Origin of the sequence: Alkalilimnicola ehrlichii, from assembly GCF_003399765.1 — a bacterium.
In the GTDB taxonomy this organism is placed as follows: domain Bacteria; phylum Pseudomonadota; class Gammaproteobacteria; order Nitrococcales; family AK92; genus AK92.
This window is the reverse complement of record NZ_NFZV01000015.1, coordinates 38,678-61,775: the sequence shown is the minus strand read 5'-3', so window position 1 is coordinate 61,775 and position 23,098 is coordinate 38,678. Positions and strand designations below refer to the sequence as shown.

General features: G+C 58.7%; 17 protein-coding genes, 2 tRNA genes and 2 pseudogenes. 3 read left to right on the top strand and 18 right to left on the bottom strand.

What is annotated here, in order from left to right:
• Nucleotides 1-8: 8 nt before the first annotated feature.
• Nucleotides 9-845 carry a phytanoyl-CoA dioxygenase family protein gene (locus CAI21_RS14320; protein ID WP_116302909.1) on the bottom strand — a complete coding sequence of 279 codons (837 nt, stop codon included), beginning with the start codon at nt 843-845 and terminating at the stop codon, nt 9-11.
• Between the two features lie 467 nt (nt 846-1,312).
• Here CAI21_RS14320 and CAI21_RS14315 point away from each other — a divergent pair, with 467 nt between their 5' ends.
• Nucleotides 1,313-1,984 (top strand): TetR/AcrR family transcriptional regulator, encoded by a 672-nt coding sequence (locus tag CAI21_RS14315; RefSeq protein WP_220348308.1) that lies wholly within the window; start codon nt 1,313-1,315, stop codon nt 1,982-1,984.
• A gap of 202 nt (nt 1,985-2,186) precedes the next feature.
• Here the strand turns inward: CAI21_RS14315 and CAI21_RS14310 are convergent, their stop codons facing one another.
• The 5 genes from CAI21_RS14310 to uvrB form a co-directional block, all read right to left on the bottom strand.
• On the bottom strand, nt 2,187-5,285 hold the full coding sequence (locus CAI21_RS14310) for an efflux RND transporter permease subunit (RefSeq protein WP_116302908.1): 3,099 nt from the start codon (nt 5,283-5,285) through the stop codon (nt 2,187-2,189).
• Nucleotides 5,282-6,400: an efflux RND transporter periplasmic adaptor subunit gene (locus CAI21_RS14305; protein WP_220348306.1), complete on the bottom strand. Its 1,119-nt coding sequence runs from the start codon at nt 6,398-6,400 to the stop codon at nt 5,282-5,284. The genes CAI21_RS14310 and CAI21_RS14305 overlap by 4 nt, the downstream gene beginning before the upstream one ends.
• 46 nt (nt 6,401-6,446) lie before the next feature.
• A complete protein-coding gene (locus tag CAI21_RS14300) occupies nt 6,447-7,010 on the bottom strand; it encodes a TetR/AcrR family transcriptional regulator (RefSeq protein WP_116302906.1) in 564 nt (187 codons plus the stop codon).
• A 504-nt stretch (nt 7,011-7,514) separates the two neighbouring features.
• Nucleotides 7,515-7,591 (bottom strand) — tRNA-Val (locus CAI21_RS14295).
• 146 nt (nt 7,592-7,737) lie between these two features.
• Nucleotides 7,738-9,762 carry an excinuclease ABC subunit UvrB gene (gene uvrB, locus CAI21_RS14290; RefSeq protein WP_116302905.1) on the bottom strand — a complete coding sequence of 675 codons (2,025 nt, stop codon included), beginning with the start codon at nt 9,760-9,762 and terminating at the stop codon, nt 7,738-7,740.
• A 309-nt stretch (nt 9,763-10,071) separates the two neighbouring features.
• Between uvrB and CAI21_RS14285 the strand changes: the two are divergent.
• Both CAI21_RS14285 and CAI21_RS14280 read left to right on the top strand, forming a co-directional pair.
• A pseudogene (locus CAI21_RS14285) lies at nt 10,072-11,252 on the top strand (pyridoxal phosphate-dependent aminotransferase).
• A 103-nt stretch (nt 11,253-11,355) separates the two neighbouring features.
• Nucleotides 11,356-11,431, top strand: a tRNA-Asn gene (locus CAI21_RS14280).
• Nucleotides 11,432-11,505: 74 nt separating this feature from the next.
• On the opposite strand, the gene CAI21_RS14275 is transcribed toward CAI21_RS14280, so the two are convergent.
• From CAI21_RS14275 to aroA, 12 genes and pseudogenes are all read right to left on the bottom strand, one after another.
• A complete protein-coding gene (locus CAI21_RS14275; protein ID WP_116302904.1) occupies nt 11,506-12,108 on the bottom strand; it encodes an exopolysaccharide biosynthesis protein in 603 nt (200 codons plus the stop codon).
• A 294-nt stretch (nt 12,109-12,402) separates the two neighbouring features.
• The gene (locus CAI21_RS14270; protein ID WP_116302903.1) at nt 12,403-13,221 is read right to left on the bottom strand and encodes an SDR family NAD(P)-dependent oxidoreductase; all 819 of its coding nucleotides are present in this window, start codon (nt 13,219-13,221) and stop codon (nt 12,403-12,405) included.
• Complete coding sequence (locus tag CAI21_RS14265) at nt 13,218-14,336, bottom strand: class II aldolase/adducin family protein (protein ID WP_220348303.1); 1,119 nt, start codon at nt 14,334-14,336, stop codon at nt 13,218-13,220. Before CAI21_RS14265 ends, CAI21_RS14270 begins: the two co-directional genes overlap by 4 nt.
• A gap of 275 nt (nt 14,337-14,611) precedes the next feature.
• Nucleotides 14,612-15,520, bottom strand: coding sequence for a UTP--glucose-1-phosphate uridylyltransferase GalU (gene galU, locus CAI21_RS14260; RefSeq protein ID WP_116302902.1), 909 nt, complete (start codon nt 15,518-15,520; stop codon nt 14,612-14,614).
• A gap of 306 nt (nt 15,521-15,826) precedes the next feature.
• A complete protein-coding gene (locus CAI21_RS14255) occupies nt 15,827-16,090 on the bottom strand; it encodes a ComEA family DNA-binding protein (protein ID WP_116302901.1) in 264 nt (87 codons plus the stop codon).
• 87 nt (nt 16,091-16,177) lie between these two features.
• Nucleotides 16,178-16,902 (bottom strand): annotated as a pseudogene (pyrF, locus tag CAI21_RS14250) (orotidine-5'-phosphate decarboxylase).
• 6 nt (nt 16,903-16,908) lie between these two features.
• Nucleotides 16,909-18,072, bottom strand: coding sequence for a lipopolysaccharide assembly protein LapB (gene lapB, locus CAI21_RS14245; RefSeq protein ID WP_116302900.1), 1,164 nt, complete (start codon nt 18,070-18,072; stop codon nt 16,909-16,911).
• Between the two features lie 126 nt (nt 18,073-18,198).
• Nucleotides 18,199-18,453, bottom strand: coding sequence for a LapA family protein (locus tag CAI21_RS14240; RefSeq protein WP_258868183.1), 255 nt, complete (start codon nt 18,451-18,453; stop codon nt 18,199-18,201).
• A 329-nt stretch (nt 18,454-18,782) separates the two neighbouring features.
• On the bottom strand, nt 18,783-19,073 hold the full coding sequence (locus tag CAI21_RS14235; protein WP_116302899.1) for an integration host factor subunit beta: 291 nt from the start codon (nt 19,071-19,073) through the stop codon (nt 18,783-18,785).
• A gap of 213 nt (nt 19,074-19,286) precedes the next feature.
• Nucleotides 19,287-20,963 carry a 30S ribosomal protein S1 gene (gene rpsA, locus CAI21_RS14230; RefSeq protein ID WP_116302898.1) on the bottom strand — a complete coding sequence of 559 codons (1,677 nt, stop codon included), beginning with the start codon at nt 20,961-20,963 and terminating at the stop codon, nt 19,287-19,289.
• 85 nt (nt 20,964-21,048) lie between these two features.
• The gene (gene cmk / locus CAI21_RS14225) at nt 21,049-21,753 is read right to left on the bottom strand and encodes a (d)CMP kinase (RefSeq protein WP_116302897.1); all 705 of its coding nucleotides are present in this window, start codon (nt 21,751-21,753) and stop codon (nt 21,049-21,051) included.
• Between the two features lie 6 nt (nt 21,754-21,759).
• Nucleotides 21,760-23,097, bottom strand: coding sequence for a 3-phosphoshikimate 1-carboxyvinyltransferase (aroA, locus tag CAI21_RS14220; protein WP_258868184.1), 1,338 nt, complete (start codon nt 23,095-23,097; stop codon nt 21,760-21,762).
• Between the last annotated feature and the right edge of the window lies 1 nt (nt 23,098).

Below are 23,098 nucleotides of genomic sequence, written 5' to 3'. Positions count from 1 at the left end.
CGGGCGCTTCAGGCGAGCTGTCGGAATACGGGCGAGCGGAACAGGTCGCCCTCATTGAGCTTGGCCATTTCTTCCTTGAACAGAGGGCCAGTACGCGCGTATCGCGGGTTCGATTCCGGGAGGCAGCGAAACCTGGCGTCGTCGCCGAAGAACCGCAGCACCAGCGTGTGACGCGTTGGGCACTCGGCATCGACGGCTGCCCCGCCATGCAGCGAACGCGGGTGAAGGAAGAGCACGTCGCCGGGGGTGACAGGCCAGGACATCACGTCCCAGGAGTTGGGATCTTCCGCGAGATCCTTGTCGATGTGTGGCAGGCGGGGATAGGTCCCGTCCCTATGCAGTGGCTCGGTCGGATCGTCGGGATTCGCGAAAGTGGAGCCGTCGTACTGGATGCCGCGATGGGAGCCGCGAATGATCTCAAGTGAATTCTTCTTGGGGATGGATTGAAAGGTGATCCAGGCGTTACCCCAATGCGGGCCAGCCCAGGGTAAGTTCGCGGTGTCCTGGTGCCACGGCCCGCGACCACTGCTGCCGCCCTCCTTGGCGAAGATCTCCTCGGCGAAATACCAAACATGCTCCGAGCCCCACAGTTCCTGGAAGATCCTGGCGAGCGGAAGCGTCGTCACGAGATCGTCGTACCTGCCCTTGACGGCGGGGTTGGCGTTGTCGATGTGGGTCTGCAGCTTAGTGCCGTCCAGCTTCCGGAAGACGTACGGCCCCGGGTTGGCGACATTCCACTTGAACGCCTCATAGCACTGTGCCAGCTGAGTCTCGTCGAGGCAGTTCCTGATGAGGACGGCTCCATCGTTGCTAAAAGCGTCTCGTTGTTCCTGGGTTGTGAGCATGGGAAATCTCCTTCTGTCCACGGAGATGGATTTCTGGCTGCACGATCAAGCCAACGGTGACTCACCACCAGACTAGCGCGATACGATATTTTACACAACAAATGTTATTTTAATTATAGGAGCCCCGCCGTCGACTAACGGGCTGAGACGCTCAGCGCCTCGCGGACCCGCTTCGTCAGCGCCGTGTCTCGGTCCCGTTGAACACCTGAGTTGCGTTCGGGCCGGACTTCTCGACGGCTCACCTGAACGCCTCATGACTATGCCAACAGTGCTTCGTCAAGGAGGTCCGCAATGAGGGCGCCGTCATGCGTCAATGCCTCCCGCACTGACATAGGGTGGGCGGCCTCCCGCCCGTTGATGCCGGTCATGGCGACCACAACCCCGACTTTACACAACGATCGTTACGCAACCGGTGTTACGAAAAGCTTGTGATACAGTCAAGGGATTCTGAAGAAGGAGGCTAAGGGGTGCCGAGAAGTAACGGCAGACATCTGACCAGTAGGAGCGGCGATGAGGAAGTTGCGCAGCGGGGTCGCCCGACTGGCAACCATGAGGCGAAGCGCGCAGAGCTGCTGAAGGCGGCGACGTCGGTGATCGCACAGGAGGGGTACGCCAACGCATCGCTGCGCAAGGTAGCCAAACGCGCGGGGTACACGACGGGGGCCGTGACGTATTACTTCGCAAACAAGGAAGAGATGGTCATCGCATTGGCTGAAAGTCGGTTTGACAACTACGATGCGATGCTTGAGGCCATCCAAGGCGAAGGTGATATCAAAACTCTTGTCAACAGCTGGCTAAAGACGACCGTCGGCGATCCCGAGTTCTGGCCGGTGATGTCCGAGCTGCTCGCTCATGGGCGGCACGACCCAGCGCTCGCAAGGGTTATCGCAGAGCGCTATGCGCGCTACCGCGACATCTATGCTTCGATTCTCGCGGCTGCACAGGCACAGGGCACCATCCGCGACGACATCCCCGCCGACTTGCTCGCAGATCAGCTCAGTGCTATGGGCGACGGCTGGACAATGATGTCCCCCATTGAGCCAGAGAGGTTCACGCCGCAGCGGGTTCGGGAGCTTGTCGACGCTGTAATCGCCTTAATTGCTCCAGTCTCAGGCGGCCGCAGAGAGGCTGGATCATGATCCGCGACATCACCGCCTTTGGCGCTTGGGCACGAAATCGGTGCCAGAGAACACAGCCTACTTTGCACGCCGCCGTGTGAGGGCGCCAGTTGGCGCTTCCATCCGCACGCTCCGGTTTCGCTCGGCCGACCCAACTCCCTGTTGCAGAGCAGCCGCAGCGCGGCTGCGCCGTTAATGTGACGGTGCTCGCTTGCCCGCCCGCCTAGGGCACCTTGGCACCGAACACCTTTCTACTCCAACGGGACAGCTTGGCATTGAACAACATTTCATATAGCACTGGCACCAGCCCAAGCGTGATCAGTGTGCCAAGCAGCAATCCGCCCATGATAGTCACGGCCATGCCGGCCCACAGCGTGCCACCGAACAGCAGCAGCGGTACAAGGCCGACAATACAGGTGAGCTGTGTCATGACGATCGGACGCAGACGTGCAACCGCTGCCGACACCACCGCCTCGCGCTGCGCTTTTTCAGCACCCAATTCGACGTCAATACGCTCGAGCAGTAGCACAGCATTGCTGGTTATGATGCCCGCCAATGAGAGCACACCGAATGTTGCCATGAAACCAAACGGCTCCCCGGCAAGGGCCAGTGCCGGACCGACGCCGACCAGGGCAAAGGGGATACTGGCAAAGATCACGACCAGCTTGCGGAAAGAGCCGAACTGCCAGAGGAAGAGTACCACTATGGCTACTAGCGCATGTGGGAGATACTGAACCAGAGGCTCATTTGACTCAGCCGCCTCCTCGATCTCCCCACCCAGTTCGATGCGATAGCCGGGTGGAATTTTGATACGATCGATGGCTGACGCCGCCCGGTTGACGACTTGATGCGCGGTCTCCTGCGAGCTACGCCCCTCGACGCTGAGGGTGCGCTCCAGGTTGCGGCGATGTATCGCCGAAGGTTCTGAATCAAGTGCGACAGTCGCGACCGCGGACAGTGGCACAGCGGCACCGCCGTCCAGCGGATACAGCAGGGTGTTGGCCAGATCTTCGGGCCGGCCACGCTCACCATCGCTGCCGCGTATGATCAGGGGCACCAGCGTGTCGCCGTCGCGCAGCACAGAGACATCTAAGCCACTGTAGCGCTTGGCCAGTGCAGTGCTGATATCTTCGTTACTGATGCCCTGCGCCCGGGCCTTCTCCTGGTTGACCTGGACGTCGATGCGCGGCACGCGCGGCCCCCAGTTGTCACGTACGTGCCCCATGGCGGGTAAAGAGCGCAGCGTCTCCTTGATCTGGTCGCCAATATCGCGCAGCACCGCTTCCTCCGGACCCGAGACACGATAGACCACCGTGCCGGCATCATTCTCGCCTCGCGAGAAGCGCTTGATGTCCGCCCGCACCTCCGGATAGTGCTGCGCCATCCACTTTCGGGTCCGGGCCATGACCGTCTCGACGTCCTTCGGCCGTGCGACCGAAACCGTAAAGTAGCCGACATGTGTGGCCGGTAGTGGTGGCGTGATCACCAGCACGACGCGCGGGCCGCCTTCGGCAACATAGCCGATGCTGGTGGTCACCTCTGGGTTAACCTCCGGGTCGCTAAGCCATCGACTCAAGTCGCGCACAACGTGCTGCGTAAGGCGCGAATCGCTACCAGGCTGGAGTTCCAGCTCAATCTGGAACTGCGGCCGATCCGATGGTGGCAGAAAGCCGGCTGGTTGGTTCGCCAGTATTACCAACGATCCACTCAGAAGAAGCGTCATTGCAGCCAGATACCATTTCTTGTGGTCCAGCACGAAATGCATCAGGCGAGCGTAAGTTTCATAGAACGCGCTCCGCCGCGGTGCGCCATCTGTATCGCCATGGCGCGTTGGCAAGAAGCGGTGGCACAAGAGCGGAATCACCGTCAGACACAAGATCCACGACCCGATTAGCGCCACCGTCAGCACCACGACGAGGGGGCGCATGTACTCGTTGGTCACTGTGTAGCCGAAGAAGAACGGCGAAAAGGCGAGGATAATGACGAGTAACGATGTCAACAGCGGGATCGCCAGCGAGCGACAGGCTTCGATACAGGCATGTAAGCGATCCTCGCCGGCGGTTAGGCGGCGCTCGATGTCTTCCACGATCACAATGCTGCTGTCTACCAAAAGACCCAGCGCGATGATAATGGCCGCCATCGAGACAATGTGCAGCTCGATGCCGAGCATGCGCATGACCAGCAGCGTTGCACAGATGGTCAGAGGCACGATGCTCCCCGCCACAATACCGGCTCGCCAGCCAATAAAGAGCACGACGACGATCATCACGATCAGGATCGTCTGGAGCATCGTCACGCTCATGTTGTCAATCTCGTGCTTGACGGCATCGGCCTGAAAAGTAACGTAGTCGAGCGAGAAGCCCGCAGGCAGCAGTTGCTCCAGCTCGGTCACGTGCTCCCGAAGCGCCTTTCCCACCGCCTGAATATTCTCACCCGGGTGCATCGACACGCCCAGCACGACCGCGTCTTCACCACGATAAATGGCGGCGCTCTCAGGCGGATCGGGCGTGAGCACCCTGATCTGGGCAACGTCACCCAGCCTCACCCTGGCAGGCGCCGCATCATCCCGGTCGCCCGTTGCGGGCACGCTCAGGGTGAATTCCCGCAGGTCCTGCACCGAGCGAAGCTCACCCGACGCGGCGATGGCGCTGTTCAGGCCGGAGACAACGACCCGACCACCGGGCTGGAGGATGTTCCGCTCCTGTAACTGCTGCTGGATGTGTGCGGCCGAAAGACCCAACCCTGCCATGCGAGCTCGGTCGAACTCGATGTAGATGCGCTCACCCTGCAACCCATGGAAGCTCACCTTCTGCACACCGGGCACGCGGTACAGCCCCTCACGCAACTGCCGGAGTGGGGCACGCATCTCACTCATTGAAAATTCGGGTGCCGTGACTGCAATCGACGCAATCGCTACGCTACCGAAATCGTCGTCGACCTGCGGTGGCAGCGTGCCTTCCGGAAACAGCGGCACCACCTCCTCTACCTTTGTCCGCACGCGCTGCCAAGCGGGTAACATCTCCTGCACCTCGTCTCGCAGACTGACCTTCATGATCACGCTGCCAGTACGTACCGTGCTGACGACGTTCTTGAGCTCGGACAGCTGGCGCAACCGTTCCTCTAGAGGCTTCGCCACGAGCTGTTCCATGCGCTCCGCCGGCATGCCAGGATTAGAGACGTATACCATCGCATCGCGGATGGTGACGGTAGGCTCCTCCTGGGCAGGAAAGCTCAGGAAGGTGAAGGCCCCGGTCACGAGGATGAGCAGCGCGGCGAAGAACGTGAGCCGACTGGAATTCAGTGCCGCGGCGGTGAGTTTCACGGGCGCGCTCCCGTTAGGAGTGTCTGGGCTTCGTGTGCGACAACGGGCTGCCCCTCGTGCAGGAACGCCGTGCCCGCTACGACGACTTGTTCGCCGTCGCTTAACCCTTCGGCGACGACCACTCGCCCACCGGGCTGCAGAGAGTTTTCGACCTGCACAACGCGACGCTCCAGCGTCCCGCTGTGGCTTTCAATGACGAACACGCTCGCTTCGCCGGCATTGCGGCCGGGCATGACAGCCGTGGCAGGCAGCGTCATCGCCTGACCGGCCCCGCGTGCGATCTCGACCGACACGACTCCACCGCTTCGGACATGCTCAGGCGTTTGGTGGACCCGGAAGATCGCCTGTACCAGCGAGCCGTTGTTACGGCGACTCGAAACCCGCTCCAGCGTAAGCTGAAGGCTGTGCCCATTCGTGATCGCCTGCGCTCGCGCGCCCGGGGCCAGCGTCTCTACCACGCTGTCCGGCAACATCACGACCACCTCCAGCGCGCCCCCCGACTCCATCTGCAAGATCGGCTGCCCCGCCGCCACGTCGACGAATGGCTCGGAATGGCGTGCACCGACTACACCGTCGAAGGGGGCGGTAATGCGCGTCAGATCCAGCTCGCGCTTGGCCGCAGCCACGGCGGCCTCGGCGGCTTCTAACCGACTCACTGCCTGCCGGTAAGCGGATTGCGCCGCCTGCACTGCCGCCGCAGACACGAACTCCTCGCGGGCCAGCGCCTCCTGCCGACGCAACTGATCCCTGTGCTCGGCCAAGCTGCCGGCAGCGGCACTACGATCAGCCTGCGCCCTCTCAAGCCGCCAGCGTGCGGGAGAGTCGTCCAATCGAGCCAGCACTTGTCCCGCCCGCACACGGTCCCCCACGTCCGCAAGAACAGCTACTACGCGACCGGGAGACTCGAAGCTCAGATCAGCACGCTGGCGTGCGCGCACGGTGCCGACGAAACTGTCAATCTGATACGTCGTGCCGAGACTGACCGCTTCGACTTTTACCGGTTTCGGAAGAACGGGCTGAGAAACTTCGGGTTCGGCGCACGCCGACAAAAGGATGGCCGCGACGACAGCGCAGAGCACCTGCTTGCCACGGACGAACATGGAGCGTGAGTTCATATAAGAACCTTCTCTAATCACAGAGATGGGAAGCGATGTAACAGATTCACGGAAGCTCGCGAATCTCGCGCTCCAAGGCCGCGCGCATGGCCTGACGCTGCTGAGAAGTGAACTTGTGCAAGTGGAGCAGCTCGATCAGCGCAATACCATCCATCGCCGCTGCCAGGAGCATGGCCCGTCCGCCATCGTCCCCTCCACTGAGCGCCTCATAGTCGCGCGCGTACAAGGCTTGTACAGGGCCAGCCAGACTGGGTTGCAGGCACACAGCCACCAGCAGATTGGCCAGCAGTTGGCGCTGGTCCTGCGGCATGTCGAGGGTGTCGTTCAATAGCCGGCTCAGCGCGGCTTTCGGGGAAGTCGTCGAGGACCCTTCTTGCGCGGCAGATTTGAGCACGTCGAACGCCTCGACCATGCGCTCCACCAGTGCGCTGAGCAGCTCGTCGCGCGTCTTGAAATGGTAGATAAGGCCGGCCTTGGTCACACCCGCCGCCGCGGCGACGGAATCAATGGTCAGGTTTTGTACGCCGTGCTTGACCACGAGGTCGGCGGCGGCATCAAGAAGCTTGTCGCGCGAGCTGGCGCGACCGGGGCGTCGATCGGATTGGGGCATAAGAAATCCTTCGATGTCGAAACTTTACTGTACTTATAGTAAAGTTTCGAAGAATCGCGGTCAAACTCATAACGCCACTCATGACAACACTCTTTGACTCTTACATCTCCGATTAAGTCGTGTCATCGCGCCTAGCACGGTCCTGATGATAAGCGGCCACACCACAGTGGCGCCTGGTGCACTTTCTCGCGAGCCCGCCATTGCCTACCTCAAGCTGGACACCGACACGGCTCATCGCAGCTCGGCGACTCATTCACCACATCTGGTCCGCCGGAAGCCAAAGAGGATAAAGAAGACTGAGGGGCGCAACGAAGCTCTGCGAGTAGCTGCAACAGCCACGCGGACACACCAAGAAGAGCACGACAAAGACCTATCAGGCGAGATACGCCTTAACGACAGCAGAAGCGCCTCAACGGACCGTACAAGGGGCGGGCTTTAACCTGGATAAACAAAAAGCCCCGCACAGGGGCGGGGCTTTAAGTACCTGACGGATCAGGATTTGTGTGGTAGGCGCGATTGGACTCGAACCAACGACCCCCACCATGTCAAGGTGGTGCTCTAACCAGCTGAGCTACGCGCCTGTAAGTGGGGCGTACTATACCGCCAGTTCTTCCGCCTCGCAAGTCTTTTACCGTTTCGTGAACGAGCGCCCTGCTCGGCTTTGCTTAGTGCAACTGGCGGCAACGCTGACTGTTTACGGCCAAGATATACGCTGGCGCTTTTCGACTCACGCCGACTGCGCATCCGGCCGCCCCAATGCGTGCTTTTCTAACCGCTGGATCTCATCGCGCAGCTTGGCGGCTTCTTCGAACTCTAGATCGCGCGCATGTTTGTGCATTTGCTGTTCCAGTTTCTTGATCTTCTGTACCGCCTGCGCAGGTGATAACGCCGCATAGGCTTTCGCCTCTTCCGCCACCTTGGCGGCACGCCGCGGACTACCCGGCCCGCCGACAGTATCGCGCTCCATGATATCGGCGATGGCTTTACGTACGCCTTGCGGCGTAATGCCGTGGGCTTCGTTATGCGCCAATTGTTTCTCGCGCCGCCGCGCGGTTTCATCCAACGCACGCTCCATAGAGCCCGTTATGCGATCGGCATACAGAATCGCTTTACCGTTTAAGTTACGTGCGGCACGACCTATGGTCTGGATCAGCGAGCGGTCGGAGCGCAGGAAGCCTTCTTTGTCGGCGTCCAGAATGGCGACCAGGGACACTTCGGGAATGTCCAACCCCTCACGCAGTAGGTTGATCCCCACCAGTACGTCGAATTCCCCCAACCTTAAATCGCGAATAATCTCGGTACGTTCGACGGTGTCGATGTCCGAGTGCAGGTAACGGACGCGGATACCGTTCTCGTACAGGTATTCGGTAAGATCTTCTGCCATCCGTTTGGTGAGCACGGTCACCAACACGCGCTCGCCGGCCTCCACCCGCAAGCGAATCTCCCCATATAAGTCGTCGACTTGGCTGCTCGCCGGTCGCACCTCGACCTCCGGGTCAACCAAGCCGGTGGGACGCACAACCTGCTCGACGACTTGTTGAGTATTCTGCTCTTCATACGGCCCAGGCGTTGCCGAGACGTGGATCATCTGCGGCGCCAAACGCAGGAACTCGTCGAAGCGCAGGGGGCGATTATCGAGCGCGGAAGGCAGGCGAAAACCATACTCGACCAAGGTTTCCTTCCGCGAGCGGTCGCCTTTGTACATGCCTCCCAACTGCGGCACGGTGACATGAGATTCGTCGATGAACAGCATGGCATCCGGCGGTAGATAGTCAAACAAGGTCGGCGGCGCTTCGCCGGGCTTGCGGCCGGAGAGATAACGCGAGTAGTTCTCGATACCGCTGCAGTAACCGAGCTCGACCATCATCTCGATGTCGAACTGGGTCCGCTGCTCTAACCGTTGCGCTTCCAGCAGACGCCCGGAATCGCGTAGGGTCTTGAGCCGCCCGCGCAACTCCTCTTTGATGCTTTCGATCGCATCGAGAATCGTATTGCGGGGCGTGACGTAGTGGGTTTTAGGGTAAATGGTCAGGCGCGGTACGCGCCGCAGTACTTCTCCGGTCAGCGGGTCGAAGTAACTGAGCTCTTCGATTTCGTCGTCGAACAGCTCTACCCGCACCGCTTCGGTTTCCGATTCGGCCGGGAAGATGTCGATCACTTCGCCGCGCGCCCGATACGTGCCGCGGGCCAGCTCCATGTCGTTCCGGGTGTATTGAAGCTCCGCCAAGCGACGCAGAATTTGACGCTGATCGACCCGTTCGCCCCGCACTAAGTGCAGGATCATCTTCATGTATTGCTGCGGGTCGCCCAAACCGTAAATGGACGACACCGAGGCGACGATGATGGTGTCGCGCCGTTCGAGAATCGCTTTGGTCGCCGAAAGGCGCATCTGTTCGATGTGTTGGTTAACCGATGCGTCCTTTTCGATGAACGTGTCGGAGGACGGCACGTAGGCTTCCGGCTGATAGTAGTCGTAGTAGGAAACGAAGTATTCCACCGCGTTGTGCGGGAAAAACTCTTTCATTTCGCCGTACAATTGGGCCGCCAGCGTTTTGTTCGGCGCCAAAAGAATAGCCGGCCGCTGTAGGCGCTGGACCACATTGGCGACGGTGAAGGTTTTACCGGAACCGGTCACACCTAATAGGATCTGATGCCTGTAGCCCTGCTCCAAACCTTCCACCAGTGAATCGATAGCCTTGGGCTGATCGCCCGCAGGCTGGTATTTCGATTCTAGAATGAATTCTCGTGTCATATACTAACCTTCTCGTAACGGTTGGCAGGCCGCAGCACATAAGGGCCGCAGAGGCTTGCCCGCTGCAAGCGAGCGCGACGTCGCGGGCGAGCCGCTCAAACGTGCCGCCGTTGGCATCGGTGCTGCCGTGCTCGCGTTATTCGCAAGCTATGTAGCTTGGCTACAAAATCCTTCTCGCGCCTGGCCGCAGCGGCGCCGAAAACCACTGCGGCCCGCGAATCGTTACGAGAAGGTTAGTAACCTTTTGGCGTTTGTAACAATTCCCCGTATGATGTTGACCCGGCTTTCTAAGAGCACAGGAGAATTAGCTTGGACATTCAACTCGCAAATCGAGTTCAGCGGATCAAGCCATCCCCAACCCTAGCCGTCACGGCCCGCGCCGCTGAAATGCGCGCTGCCGGTCATGACATTATCGGCTTGGGCGCAGGGGAACCGGATTTCGATACGCCGGAGCATATTAAGGCTGCGGCGATTAAAGCGATCGAGAACGGACAAACTAAGTATACCCCCGTTGACGGCACGCCCGCGCTGAAAAAGCCATTCAGGCCAAACTAAAGCGCGACAACGGCTTAGATTACGAGGCCAACGAAATCCTCGTCTCCAGCGGCGCTAAGCAGTGCTTGGTAAATCTGCTGGCCGCCGTTCTCAACGAAGGCGACGAAGTCATTATTCCGGCACCCTACTGGGTATCTTACCCGGATATGACCCTGCTGAACGACGGCACGCCGGTCGTCATTCAAGCCGGCCAGGAGCAGCGCTTCAAAATCACGCCGGAACAGCTGGAAGCGGCGATTACCGATAAAACGCGCGTCGTGTTCCTCAACAGCCCCTCCAACCCGACCGGTAGCGCCTACACTAAAGCCGAGCTTGCCGCATTAGGCGAAGTGCTACTGAAATACCCGCAGATTCTCGTCGCGAGCGACGACATCTACGAGCACATTTTGTGGACCGAGGAGCCTTTCGCCAACATTGCGATGGCCTGCCCGCAGCTAAAAGACCGGACGGTCGTCGTCAACGGCGTTTCCAAAGCCTACTCGATGACGGGCTGGCGGATTGGCTATGCAGCTGGGCCGCAGCGGGTGATCGCGGCGATGAAGAAAATTCAGTCGCAAACCACCTCCAACCCCTGCTCCATTTCGCAGGCGGCATCGGTGGCAGCGCTGGATGGCGACCAAAGCGTGATGGGGCCCATGCTCAAAGCGTTCAAAGAGCGGCACGATTTCGTGGTTAACGCGCTGAACGACATGCAAGGCGTGGACTGCGTTACCGCCGACGGTACCTTCTATTGCTTCCCGAACGTTGCAGGCGCGATCAAGGCACTGGGTTTGAAGGACGACGTCGCCTTCTCCGAGCACATGATCAACGAAGCCGGGGTTGCGCTGGTTCCGGGCTCCGCCTTCGGCCTTGAGGGCCATGCACGTATTTCCTATGCCACCAGCATGGAGAACCTGCAGAAGGCCATGGAGCGCATGAAGAAGGTATTAGGCTAAAACAATACCTTACGGCTGCCGCCCCAAAAGTGGCGGCAGCCGGTGTTGACGGCGGCAAAAATTCGCTAGAATAGGCCACCTCGCTTGAGGCGAGACAGACTATTCCCCGGTAGCTCAGTCGGTAGAGCAAGTGACTGTTAATCACTGGGTCGGCGGTTCGAGCCCGTCCCGGGGAGCCAAATTAAGAAAAGGGCTTGGAGAAATCCAAGCCCTTTTCTTTTCCCCCTTCTTAAATTACGTCTCGGCCACCGGCTTACAACAAGCCAAATACGCCTAAGGCGATAAATCCGACGATAAAGGCAAAAGCCATCAAGGCGAGCAAGCCGTCGTCCGCTATCAAGGCTAAGCCGAAGATAGTGAAGGCGGCTCCTGCGCCGTTCGCCGTAAACGGAATCACTTCCATCATCGGCATCAGCAATCCGATTAAAAAACACGTGACGGCGATCGCGTAGGTACCCATTGTGCGAACCATAAACTCCAGACGCGGTCGCAGTAGACGGTCAATATAAACGGGCCGGCGGCAACACCATTGCGAGACTTTAACGACCTTCTCGCTCGCGATCGAGCGATCCAGCATCCAGCGAGGAAGCCAAATATGCTGCTTACGGAAGAGCAATTGCGCCACCGTTAACACCACGAACGCCCCCATAATGGTCGGCACGCCCGGAATATCCCCTAACACCGGTGCCACGGTAATCAAACCGGCAAAAATGAGTATCGGTGCGAAGGAGCGCTGGCCAAGGATAGGCAGAACCATCCGTAGCGAAATCCGGTCGCTACCACGAGCTACCCGTTCGATCTGAACAAGCAATTGCTGAATATTATTAATGTCCGCTTGGGTCTCGTTGCCGGCCATAGAGACAACCCCGCAGTGGCACCTCGGTAAGACAATGTTGGTACTCGATGGAAACCCACAACACCGGGTTGCCGAAAATACCTGCGAATCGCCGCTGCTGTCTTCCTTCGGTCTGTAAGAAGGCCTTATACGGATAAACGTTAACGCGCCACATAAAGGGGTGATAGCTCTGAAAAAAGGCGAAGAACACATCACGGAGAGGTTAGGAAAATGAATGCTGGACCGCGCAACGGCCACGATAGCGCCGCGGGCGTTGCATAGGCCGCCGCAGCGTTTGCCGACAGCCTGTGGAACTTACTTGTCGGTATTGGACGCCACAGGCTCAGGTTTGCTGCCCGCCCGACCTGCAAGCCAACGGTACATGAGATCGACAATGCCGGGAAACGCACTCATAAGCCGACTAGCCGGCCCTAAGCGCGCCGGCAGCACCACCTCTGCCTTGCGCCGCGTAACAGCCCGAATAATCGCGTCAGCAACGACCTCGACCCTGACGACCGGCACACCGGGCGGCAGAGGATAGTATTCGTTGCCGAGGTGACCTTCTATGAGGGTGGTATCGACCGGGCCGGGCGAGATCAAACCGACATGAAAGCCCTCGGCACGCAGCTCCTGCCTCAATGCTCTCGTATAACCGGTAACGGCGAACTTACTCGCGGCATACGCCGTCATATAGGGAGGCGCCATGCAGCCGGCCAAGGAGGAAACATTGACGATGGAACGGCGCACGCTCTGGCGCAGCATCGGTAAAGCCGCGTCAATCACGCGCACCGTCCCAAGATAGTTAATCTGAATGAGGCGTTCGGCCGCATCCGGCCCAAGCGCTTCAACCGGCCCTATATCGAACTGGCCGGCACAGTTGACCAGCAAATCCAAGCGCTCTTCTCGCTGTGCGAGTTCGGCAAGCAATGCTTTAGCACCTTCCGTTCGCGACAAATCGGCGGGTAAGGCGCTGACCTCGCCAGGCATGGCTGCGGCCGCTGCCGCCAGTTGTTCGCGATCGCGTGCGGCGAGATAAACCCGCACGCCCTGCTCTGCCAGGCGTTGCGCGAGCGCCTGCCCGATTCCTTTGGAGCCTCCGGTTATTAAAGCTACTTGCCCCGTCAAACGCGTCATGTCATTGGTACCTGCGGTAGGATTTTGCCGTCGATTCGCGCGAATATGTCGTCCAAGCTACGGCCGGTAATCGTTAAGCCGTGATTTTTTAAACCGATAATGGCCCGGCTCGGGTCCGGCGCGGCACGTACGACGTCGGCGACTTCTTGCGCCAGCTCATAGGTACCGCAGGGGTAGTTGACCGTTGTGCTGGCCACGCCGTCGATCCAGGCGTGGATATGAATTATGGCGCCGATGTCCGGATGCTCGGAATACAAGGCCCAGTGCTCAATGGCATCCACCGAGGCGCCCCGCGGCTCTACGTTCGGCGGCACTCTCACGACAATGGCGTCCTCTTCTGCCTCATAGCCCGCGATTAACAGAATATCTCGTCCGACGTCACGCAGCTGTGCTTTATTCACCCCGCGGGCACTCATCCAGAAGCTGTCGGCATCGTGGCGCGCGCTCACATTGCCGTAGGACAAACCGCCGATACCGAACAAGCGCTTGACATGAGCCATGTCGCGCTCGTTAAGCAGTTCCGTAATCGGAAAAGGAGCCGGAAGCAGGTTCATCGCCTCCAACCGCTGGCCGGCGTCGTAAATGGCTTGAGTGACTTCGGTGCCCTGCCATAGGGACTCCGGCAGGTCTTTCCGAAAGAGGTTGTTGATAACCAAACGTGTGGAAGCAAGAGGAGCAATATGCTTATAAACCTCTTCGAACAGCGCGTCGCCTTCCCGCGCAGCCGCAGTGTAGTACCCCTGCTCCAAGGTAACGAAATGTGTTTCCGGCCCCTGCTCCGTTGGGGTGATATAGATCAGCAGATTGGATAGCGATTTTACTAGGTATGGGTAAGCGGCGGGCAGTAAATCGGCGGGCTTTTCCGCGACTTCGACAACGCCGACAACGAAAGTCCCTTGGGAATTACGCCGAAACGGTCGCGGCCGATCCGGGTTGATGAAGTTTAAGACGAAACCGGGATTAGCTTCGGGTTCGACTTCCGTATGCCCAGCGCGCTTCATACGTCGCTTGAGATTTTGGGCAAACCAGCGGAGGTAAGGGGAGTCCGGATTACCGTGAAAGGCGATATCCGAAAGACGCCGCGGAGCGGCGCTGCTAAGCATGGCGGATTCCATTACATACCTCCTTGTAGGAAAAACAGTCTTCCAGGCTGTTTTACGATAGCGATATCCATCGGCGCGGCGCTGCACAAGTCACACAAACGCAATACACCTCTTCATCTTGTATAGCAAAGGCAGGGGGGTATTCGCAAACTTCGCCGCATCTTGCGCCAAGGAAACACCGGACAATTATTATTACGTTGCTTTTCCACCAAACGGAGAACACACCGAGAGCGCAGAGACGAGCCGCTCTGACGCCCCCGGTCAGCACCTCGGTTCTAAATAACGATCTAACGTATGCCTGCAATGGCTTGCTGCGGCCTACTCTGCTGCATACGGCTCAAGTAAGCGGCAAAATCAGGGCCCAACTCGGGATGCTTGAGGGCATACTCTACCGTAGCCTGTAAATAGCCAAGCTTATCGCCGCAGTCGTATCGGCGTCCTTCGAACTCATAGGCAAACACCGACTCTTGGGCCAGCAATTCCGCAATAGCGTCCGTCAGCTGCACTTCCCCACCCGCACCCGGCTTAGTCCGCCGGAGAATTTGGAAAATCGACGGGCTGAGAATGTAACGCCCCACGACGCCCAGATTGCTTGGCGCATTCTCCGGCTTCGGTTTCTCGACGATCGCATTCACCCGCCCTAGACGCGGCCTGAAATCACTCGTCGATACGATCCCATAACGCTCGGTATGCTCTTGGGGTACCCGTTCGACGCCAATTAAACTACCTCCATGACGTTCATAACGTTCCACCATGCGCTTCATGCAGGGCACGCCATTCGTATCGATTAAATCGTCCGCCAACATGACAGCAAAGGGCTCGTTACCCACCACCGCTTCGGCGCAGCCAACGGCATGACCTAAGCCGTGCGCCTCGGCTTGACGAATATAGATACAGGTAACGCCTTTCGGAATAATCCCGCGAACTTCGTCGAGCCGTTTCATTTTGCCGCGGCTTTCAAGCTCGGTTTCAAGCTCGTAGGCTTTATCGAAGTGATCGGGGATCGAGCGTTTGTTACGCCCGGTAATAAAGATCAGCACCTCAATGCCTGCGGCGATAGCTTCTTCCGCCGCGTATTGAACTAAGGGCTTATCTACCACCGGCAGCATCTCTTTCGGGTTGGCCTTAGTCGCCGGGAGAAATCGCGTGCCTAGGCCGGCGACCGGTAGCACTGCCTTGCGAATCTTCTGCTGCATAAACCGTTCCTTAGTAACCGCCAGCATCTTGATTGATACGGCACGGAACGTGCCGCATGTCGACCAAGCTCGCCAGCACTTGATCCGTTGAAGCGCCCCTCGGGCTTAACCGCGCGAAGCTGCGAACTGTAAACCGCCTAGGAGGGGCTATTGCAGTACCCAGCTAGGGGTAAACGATAGCTTCCACCTATCTGCGGTAGCGGCAGGCATTTCTCAAGGTATTCGGTAAACAGGTAGGTAGGAGAAGCAGACGGCTACCGAGAAGGCCGCATAGACGCGGCCTTTTTTCAAAGCCTGACAAAACGGCTACTCAAGGGTAATACGATCTCGGTTGGCGTCCAAGGTTGCCGAACCGATTCCCTTCACTTCAAGTAGCTCCTCAACCGTCCGAAACGGACCGTGCTCGTTTCGATAGGCCACAATGGCTTCCGCCCGTTGCTCTCCTACCCCTTGCAGAACCGCAGCCAAAGCTTCGGCATCGGCGGAATTGAGATTAACGACATCGGCCACCGCTACGGCGGTAGTAAAGAAAAGCGCAAACGCCAATAACAGAAGGCGTGTAAACTTCATTTTATTATTCTCCTATTCCATGGAGTAGATCTCGCCACATCAGATGGCGAGAAAGCGACTCCCCCGAGCCGCTCAAAGAGAAAATTATCAAGCTTTTCCGCGTTTGCCAATTTCCTTTTCGATCTTAGCCAATGCGGCCAGGGGATCTGTCGCACGGGTGATGGGACGCCCTATCACCATATAATCAACCCCCAAATCGATCGCATCGGCAGGCGTTGTGATGCGGGACTGATCGTCCTGAACTGCGCCGCTGGGCCTATACCCGGGCATACTAATTTAAAGTCGGGGCCACGCTGCTCGCGCAGCAACGCAGCCTCGCGTGCGGAGCACACGACGCCATCCAAGCCCGATGCGTCAACCAGGCGCGCTAAGCGAGCGACCGCCGCTGCCGGTGCCTCCTGCAAGCCGATCTCGGCTAAGCTTTCGGCATCGTGACTGGTGAGCACCGTGACAGCAATCAGCAACGGCCGGTTAGGAAATTCCGCCAAGGCCTCTCGGGCAGCACGCATCATCTTAGAACCGCCCAAGGCATGGACGTTTACCATCCATACCCCCAGTTCGGCCGCTGCTCGGCAGGCGGAGGCCACCGTATTGGGGATGTCGTGAAATTTCAGATCGAGAAAGACGTCATAGCCTTGGTCGATCAACTGGCGCACAAACACAGGGCCCGCAGCGACAAACAACTCTTTACCGACCTTTAAGCGGCAACGAGCGGGGTCGAGCTGCTCGACAAGAGCCAAAGCCGCTTGCGCATCCGGAAAGTCGAGAGCGACCAGAATGCGAGGACCGTCGACGGCTATAGGCTGGGACATGAGCAGCTAATCTCCTTTCAAAGCGTGGGTCGGTTTTACCGTTGACCAAGACTTACAGCTGGGGCATTGCCAGTACAGGGACTTGGCCGTGAATCCGCATTGCTTACATTCGTAGCCTGGGCGATCGCGCAGCACTTCGGCAAACGCATCTTCCAGGATTTGGCGGCCGGCACTCTCTTTCGTATCCGCCCCAGCCGCCGTCAGTTCAATCAGACGATGCAAACCAAGCACCGTCGGCCGCCGCCGAACTTCGGTCGCAACAAACTCAATAGCTTCCCGCTCGCCTTGCTGCTCCTGGAGAAGGTCTGCCAGCATAAGCATCGGAGCCGGTCCCGGATACTCGTCTAACAAGTCCTTTAGGTAGCGCACCATGTTAGGCGTTTGGCCTAGCTGATGGTAACAATCCCGAATCGGCGCCAGCACCTCCGGTAGGTAATCGATATCCTGGTGCTTTACGCGTTGATAGGCTTTAAGCGCACCCCGATAATTCTGCTGTCCGGCCTCTAAGCGCCCGGTAAGGATACTTGCGCGAACGCAGTTGGGGTCATTCGATAGCGCGCGGCGCAATAATTGCTTGGTCCGGGAGCGATCGCCTTGCGCAATCGCTTTGTCGGCCAGCTCGCAATGAAAGTGTGCGACGACGCTTTGCATAGCCGCCCCCGAGCGGGACTCTAACCGCGTTGCGGCGTCGATGGCCTTCTGCCACTCTTTTTCCTGCTGGTAAATAACAAGCAGCTGACGCAGAGCCGCCTCGACGTGCACCCCAAACTCAACTACTTGTTCGAATAGGCTCTCGGCACGATCGAGCAGGCCCGCACGCATATAATCCACGCCAAGCTCTAGGAGCGCTTGCGCTCGCAGGTCGCTGCTTAACGAAGGGCGCGCGATAAGATTCTGGTGGATACGAATAGCCCGATCGACTTCGCCGCGCCGACGAAATAAGTTACCCAGAGCCAAATGCGTTTCGACCGTTTCGCTGTCGACTTCCACCATCCGGGTGAACACTTCGATTGCCTTGTCGGGCTGTTCACTGATGATGTAGTTCAGTCCGCGAAAGTAGTCCCTGGATAAATGCGCCTGCTGGCGGTTTCGTCGCCCCGAGTCGCGGCGCCCGATATACCAGCCTGACCAGGCAGCTACCGGCAACAATAGCCAGAAGAGTTCCAGCATGCTAAGGCACCCTGTCCGCTAGCCCCGGGTCAGCGGGCACGATGGCGGCATTAAGATAAAGTACATGGTCGGACGCGTTATACAATCAGGTGGAAGCGTCTTTCAGAGGAAGTTTACGCAATTCGTTCAACTCCTTCCGGGTATAGCCCATTTTTTCCGCAAACGAGCTAACTCCCGACGCTGCCTCACCCACATCGTTAGGGAAGCCAACACGCCTAACAGGGCTCCGACTATAAGCGCTAATACTAAAGCCAAAGACAAGGGCATAGTGGTCATGCCAAGGTAATAGTCCAATTCCACGGGCTGAGCATTAAGCAACGCAAAGCTTAAGCCGAACAATACGACGACCAGCAACAGAATAATGCCGATGATCTTCCCCATTGTGGACTCCCTTGTGAGGTAATATCTGGCGAGAGCTTAACCGCCCCCAACTCTGGCACGCAGATCGCAAGCAACGCAACGCGGTCGAACGATCCCTGCGCTGCACCCAGCCTCGGCCACCAACACCTCGCAACGCCGTTACCGCCCTGCACTGCCGAAAGGGTCGAGGGGCTCGGCGCTACACTAACGCTTACAACGCCCTCCATTATGAACTATGCCGGCACAAAGTAAAAACGGGCCCGAAGGCCCGTTTCTTTAAGTCAGCGCACAGAAAAGCAACACCGCTAGCAATCAAACGATAGGGGTAACGATAGGCCCCCTCGTGTTACTCAGTCAGCGCGCCCGTCGTTAACGCGCTCGCGGAGTAGCTTACCTGGTTTGAAATGCGGTACGTACTTGCCGGGCAAGGCAACCGGCTCGCCGGTCTTCGGATTGCGGCCAATACGCGGCGGGCGATGATGTAGAGAGAAACTCCCAAAGCCGCGGATCTCTATCCGCTCCCCCGTCGCCAAGGCCTCGCTCATCCGCTCGAGGACCGTTTTCACCGCCAGTTCTACATCACGGTAAGCAAGATGTTGCTGTTTAGAGGCGATGAGTTCGATAAGCTCGGATTTGGTCATCGTGGTTTCTCAGTGGATAGGCGTTATCGTACTTCCACCCGGGTGGACCTCACCTAGTGCCGAAACGGCATGTGCCGCTCGGTAGGTTTTGATCTGCGAAGGTGATGCTTAGGAGATTGTCTTCGGGTAACACCGGCGTTAAAAGCCTGCCTTTGACAATCTCAAAAGCGGGGCCGTTACGGCCCCGCTTTAGACGAGACTTAAAGGCGCGAATTACTCGCCCTTGTTGTCCATCTGCTCCTTGAGGAGATCGCCCAGCGTGGTGGTACCCGCGCTGCCCGGACGCACATAGTCCTGCATGACCTGCGCTTCCTCTTGGATGTCCTTGGCTTTGATGGAAAGGCTGATCGCACGGTTCTTGCGGTCCACCGCAACGAACTTGGCTTCGACTTCTTCGCCTTCCTTCAAGATGGCACGAGCGTCTTCCACCCGATCGCGGGAGATATCGGACGCACGTAGGTAGCCTTCCATGCCGTCGCCCAGATCGATCACAGCGCCTTTGGCATCGACTTCCTTAACGGTACCGGTAACGATGCTGCCCTTCGGATGCTCGGCAACCCAGGAGCCGAACGGATCCTGCTCAAGCTGCTTGATGCCGAGGGAGATACGCTCCCGCTCCGGATCCACAGAGAGAACGACGGCCTCGACTTCTTCGCCCTTCTTGAAGTTGCGAACGACTTCTTCGCCGGCTTCCGCCCAGGAAAGGTCGGACAAGTGAACCAGACCGTCGATACCGCCGTCCAGACCAACGAAGATACCGAAATCGGTAATCGACTTGATGGCACCGGAAACGCGGTCGCCTTTCTTGTGCTTGGCAGCGAAGTCGTCCCACGGGTTGGACTGGCACTGCTTCATACCCAAGGAAATGCGACGACGCTCTTCGTCGATATCGAGCACCATAACCTCGGTTTCGTCGCCCACTTGGACAACTTTGGCCGGGTTGATGTTCTTGTTGGTCCAGTCCATTTCGGAAACATGCACCAGACCTTCGACACCGGGCTCGATCTCCACGAAGCAACCGTAATCGGTGATGTTCGTGACTTTACCGAATACGCGGGTGCCTTCGGTGTAGCGACGCGCGATGTTGCTCCACGGATCTTCGCCCAGCTGTTTCAAGCCTAGCGACACGCGATTACGCTCGCGGTCGAACTTGAGAACCTTGACTTCGATCTCCTGACCGACTTCGACCACCTCGGACGGATGCTTAACGCGCTTCCAAGCCATATCGGTGATATGCAGCAAGCCGTCGATACCGCCAAGGTCGACGAATGCACCGTAATCGGTGAGATTCTTGACGATGCCCTGCAGAACTTGGCCTTCCTGCAGTTTTTCAAGCAGCGCTTCGCGCTCGGCGCTGTACTCTTCCTCGACCACGGCGCGGCGGGAAACGACCACGTTGTTCCGCTTCGGATCGAGTTTGATAACTTTGAATTCGAGATCCTTACCTTCGAGGTAAGTGGTATCGCGCACCGGACGTACATCGACCAAGGAGCCCGGCAAGAAGGCGCGGATGTGCTTGAGGTCGACGGTGAAACCGCCCTTGACCTTGCCGCTGATCATACCGGTGACGGTATCGCCCTTCTCGTAGGCTTCTTCCAGGAACTTCCACGCGTGAGCGCGCTTAGCCTTTTCGCGGGATAAACGAGTTTCGCCAAAGCCGTCTTCGACAGCATCCAGCGCAACTTCGACCTCGTCTCCGACCGCGACTTCAAGGTTACCCTCTTCGTCGTAGAATTGGTCGAGCGGAATAACCGCTTCGGACTTCAGGCCCGCGTTGACAACCACCGTTTCGCTATCGATGGCCACCACCTTACCGTTAACGATGGCGCCAGGGCGCATCGCGGTATTGGCAAGGCTTTCCTCAAACAGTTCTGCAAAGCTTTCGCTCATGTGGTTAGTGATCCCGGCCGAAATGGCACGTTAAAAGTTAAGGTTAGTAAAACAAAAGAACGATTCAGGATTAGACCGTAACGGGCTAGAATCGTTCTTCCCCTATTAGCGAAATGCCTAAACGGCGTTCCGCAATATTCAGCACACGTTCAACCACCGATGCAATGGAAACCTCTGTCGTGTCGACGATTTCCGCGTCGTCGGCGGGCTTTAAGGGGGCGACTGCGCGCGAGGCATCGCGCTCGTCGCGCTCCGCAATCTCCCTTAAAAGGGCAGAGAGGTTAACACTTACCCCCTGTTCATTCAACTGCTTATGACGCCTGCGGGCACGCTCCTCGGCGGTGGCGGTGAGAAAGATTTTGACCGGAGCGCCGGGAAAAACGACCGTTCCCATGTCGCGGCCGTCGGCGATCAGGCCCGGCGCCTGCCGAAAAGCCCGCTGCCGCTCCAATAAGGCCGCCCGAACGTGAGGCAAGGCAGCAACTTTCGATGCTAGCCCCCCACAATACTCGGTCCGGATTTCACTCGTCACATCGTCATCCGCCAACCAAACCCGCGCACCGTCCGCGCCACCTTCGAAACGGACCGGCAGCGCATGCGCTAAGACGGTCAAGCCTGCCTCGTCGTCCAGTGCAACACCGCTTCGTTCGGCGTACAAGCCCAGCACACGGTACAAGGCGCCGCTATCGAGAAAATGCCATCCCAAACGCTCTCCGAGCAGGCGGGCGATGGTGCCTTTACCGGAACCGCCAGGGCCGTCGATGGTAATGACCGGTATCTGCTCCGCCATCGACCGCTACTCCTCTGCCGCTTCGGCAGCGACCTGCAATCCGGCCGTCTGCGCCAACTCGACAAAGCCGGGGAAGGAGGTGTTGACGTTGGCGCAATCGTCGATGGTTATCGCCCCGTTAGCCCTGAGCGCCGCCATAGCAAAAGCCATAGCGATACGATGGTCGCCATGGCTGTTAATCCGGCCGCCGGTCAGTTGCCCGCCGCGAATGCGGATGCCGTCGGGTTGCGGGCGCGCATCGATGCCGAGCGCTACCAGACCGTCGGCCATAGTAGAAATACGGTCGCTTTCCTTAACCCGCAACTCCTCGGCACCGGTCACCACGGTTTCGCCTTCGGCACACGCCGCGGCTATGAAGATGGCCGGGAATTCGTCGATGGCAAGCGGAACCAACTCCGGCGGCACCTCGATACCCTGCAACGGCTGGGACACGACCCGGATGTCGGCCACCGGCTCGCCGCCGACCTCGCGCTGGTTCGAAAGCTCGATGGAAGCTCCCATCAATCGAAGAATATCGATGATACCGGTGCGGGTAGGATTGATGCCGACGTGCTCCAGCACGATGTCGGAACCCTCCGCAATACTCGCGCCGACTAAGAAGAAGGCCGCGGAGGAAATATCCGCCGGCACTTCGACATGCGTCGGCTGCAAGCATCCGCCGCCCTCTAAACACGCGGTTTCTCCCGACACGTCGATAGGGTAACCAAAACCACGCAGCATGCGCTCGGTATGGTCCCGCGTAGGCGCCGGCTCGGTCACGCAGGTCTGTCCTCTGGCATAAAGGCCGGCCAGCAAAATAGCGGATTTAACTTGCGCGCTGGCAACGGGCATCCGGTAGGCCAGGCTCTGCAAGTTGGGGTTACCATGAATTCGCAAAGGCGCGGTACCGGCATCGGTCGCTTCGATCCGTGCACCCATACTGGCGAGCGGGCCGGTGACGCGTTGCATGGGTCGCCGCGATAGCGACTGATCGCCAACCAACTCGACGTCGAACGTCTGGCCGGCCAATAGGCCGCAGAGGAGTCGCATCGAGGTACCGGAGTTACCTAGATCCAACGGCGCCGCAGGCGCTTGCAAGCCGTGTAGCCCAACACCGTGGATACGCAAGCGCCCTTGTTCCGGCCCCTCGATTTCAACGCCCATGGCGCGAAACGCCGCCAGCGTCGCCAGTGCATCGGCGCCTTCCAGGAAACCGCTTACCTCGCTGACGCCAGCGGCCAAGGAGCCCAACATAATCGAGCGATGAGAAATCGATTTATCGCCCGGTACGCGCAACTTGCCCTGCAAGGCGCCACCGGGCGAGACGTGAAACTTTACCGTATTGGGGCTACCATGTGCGGACAAG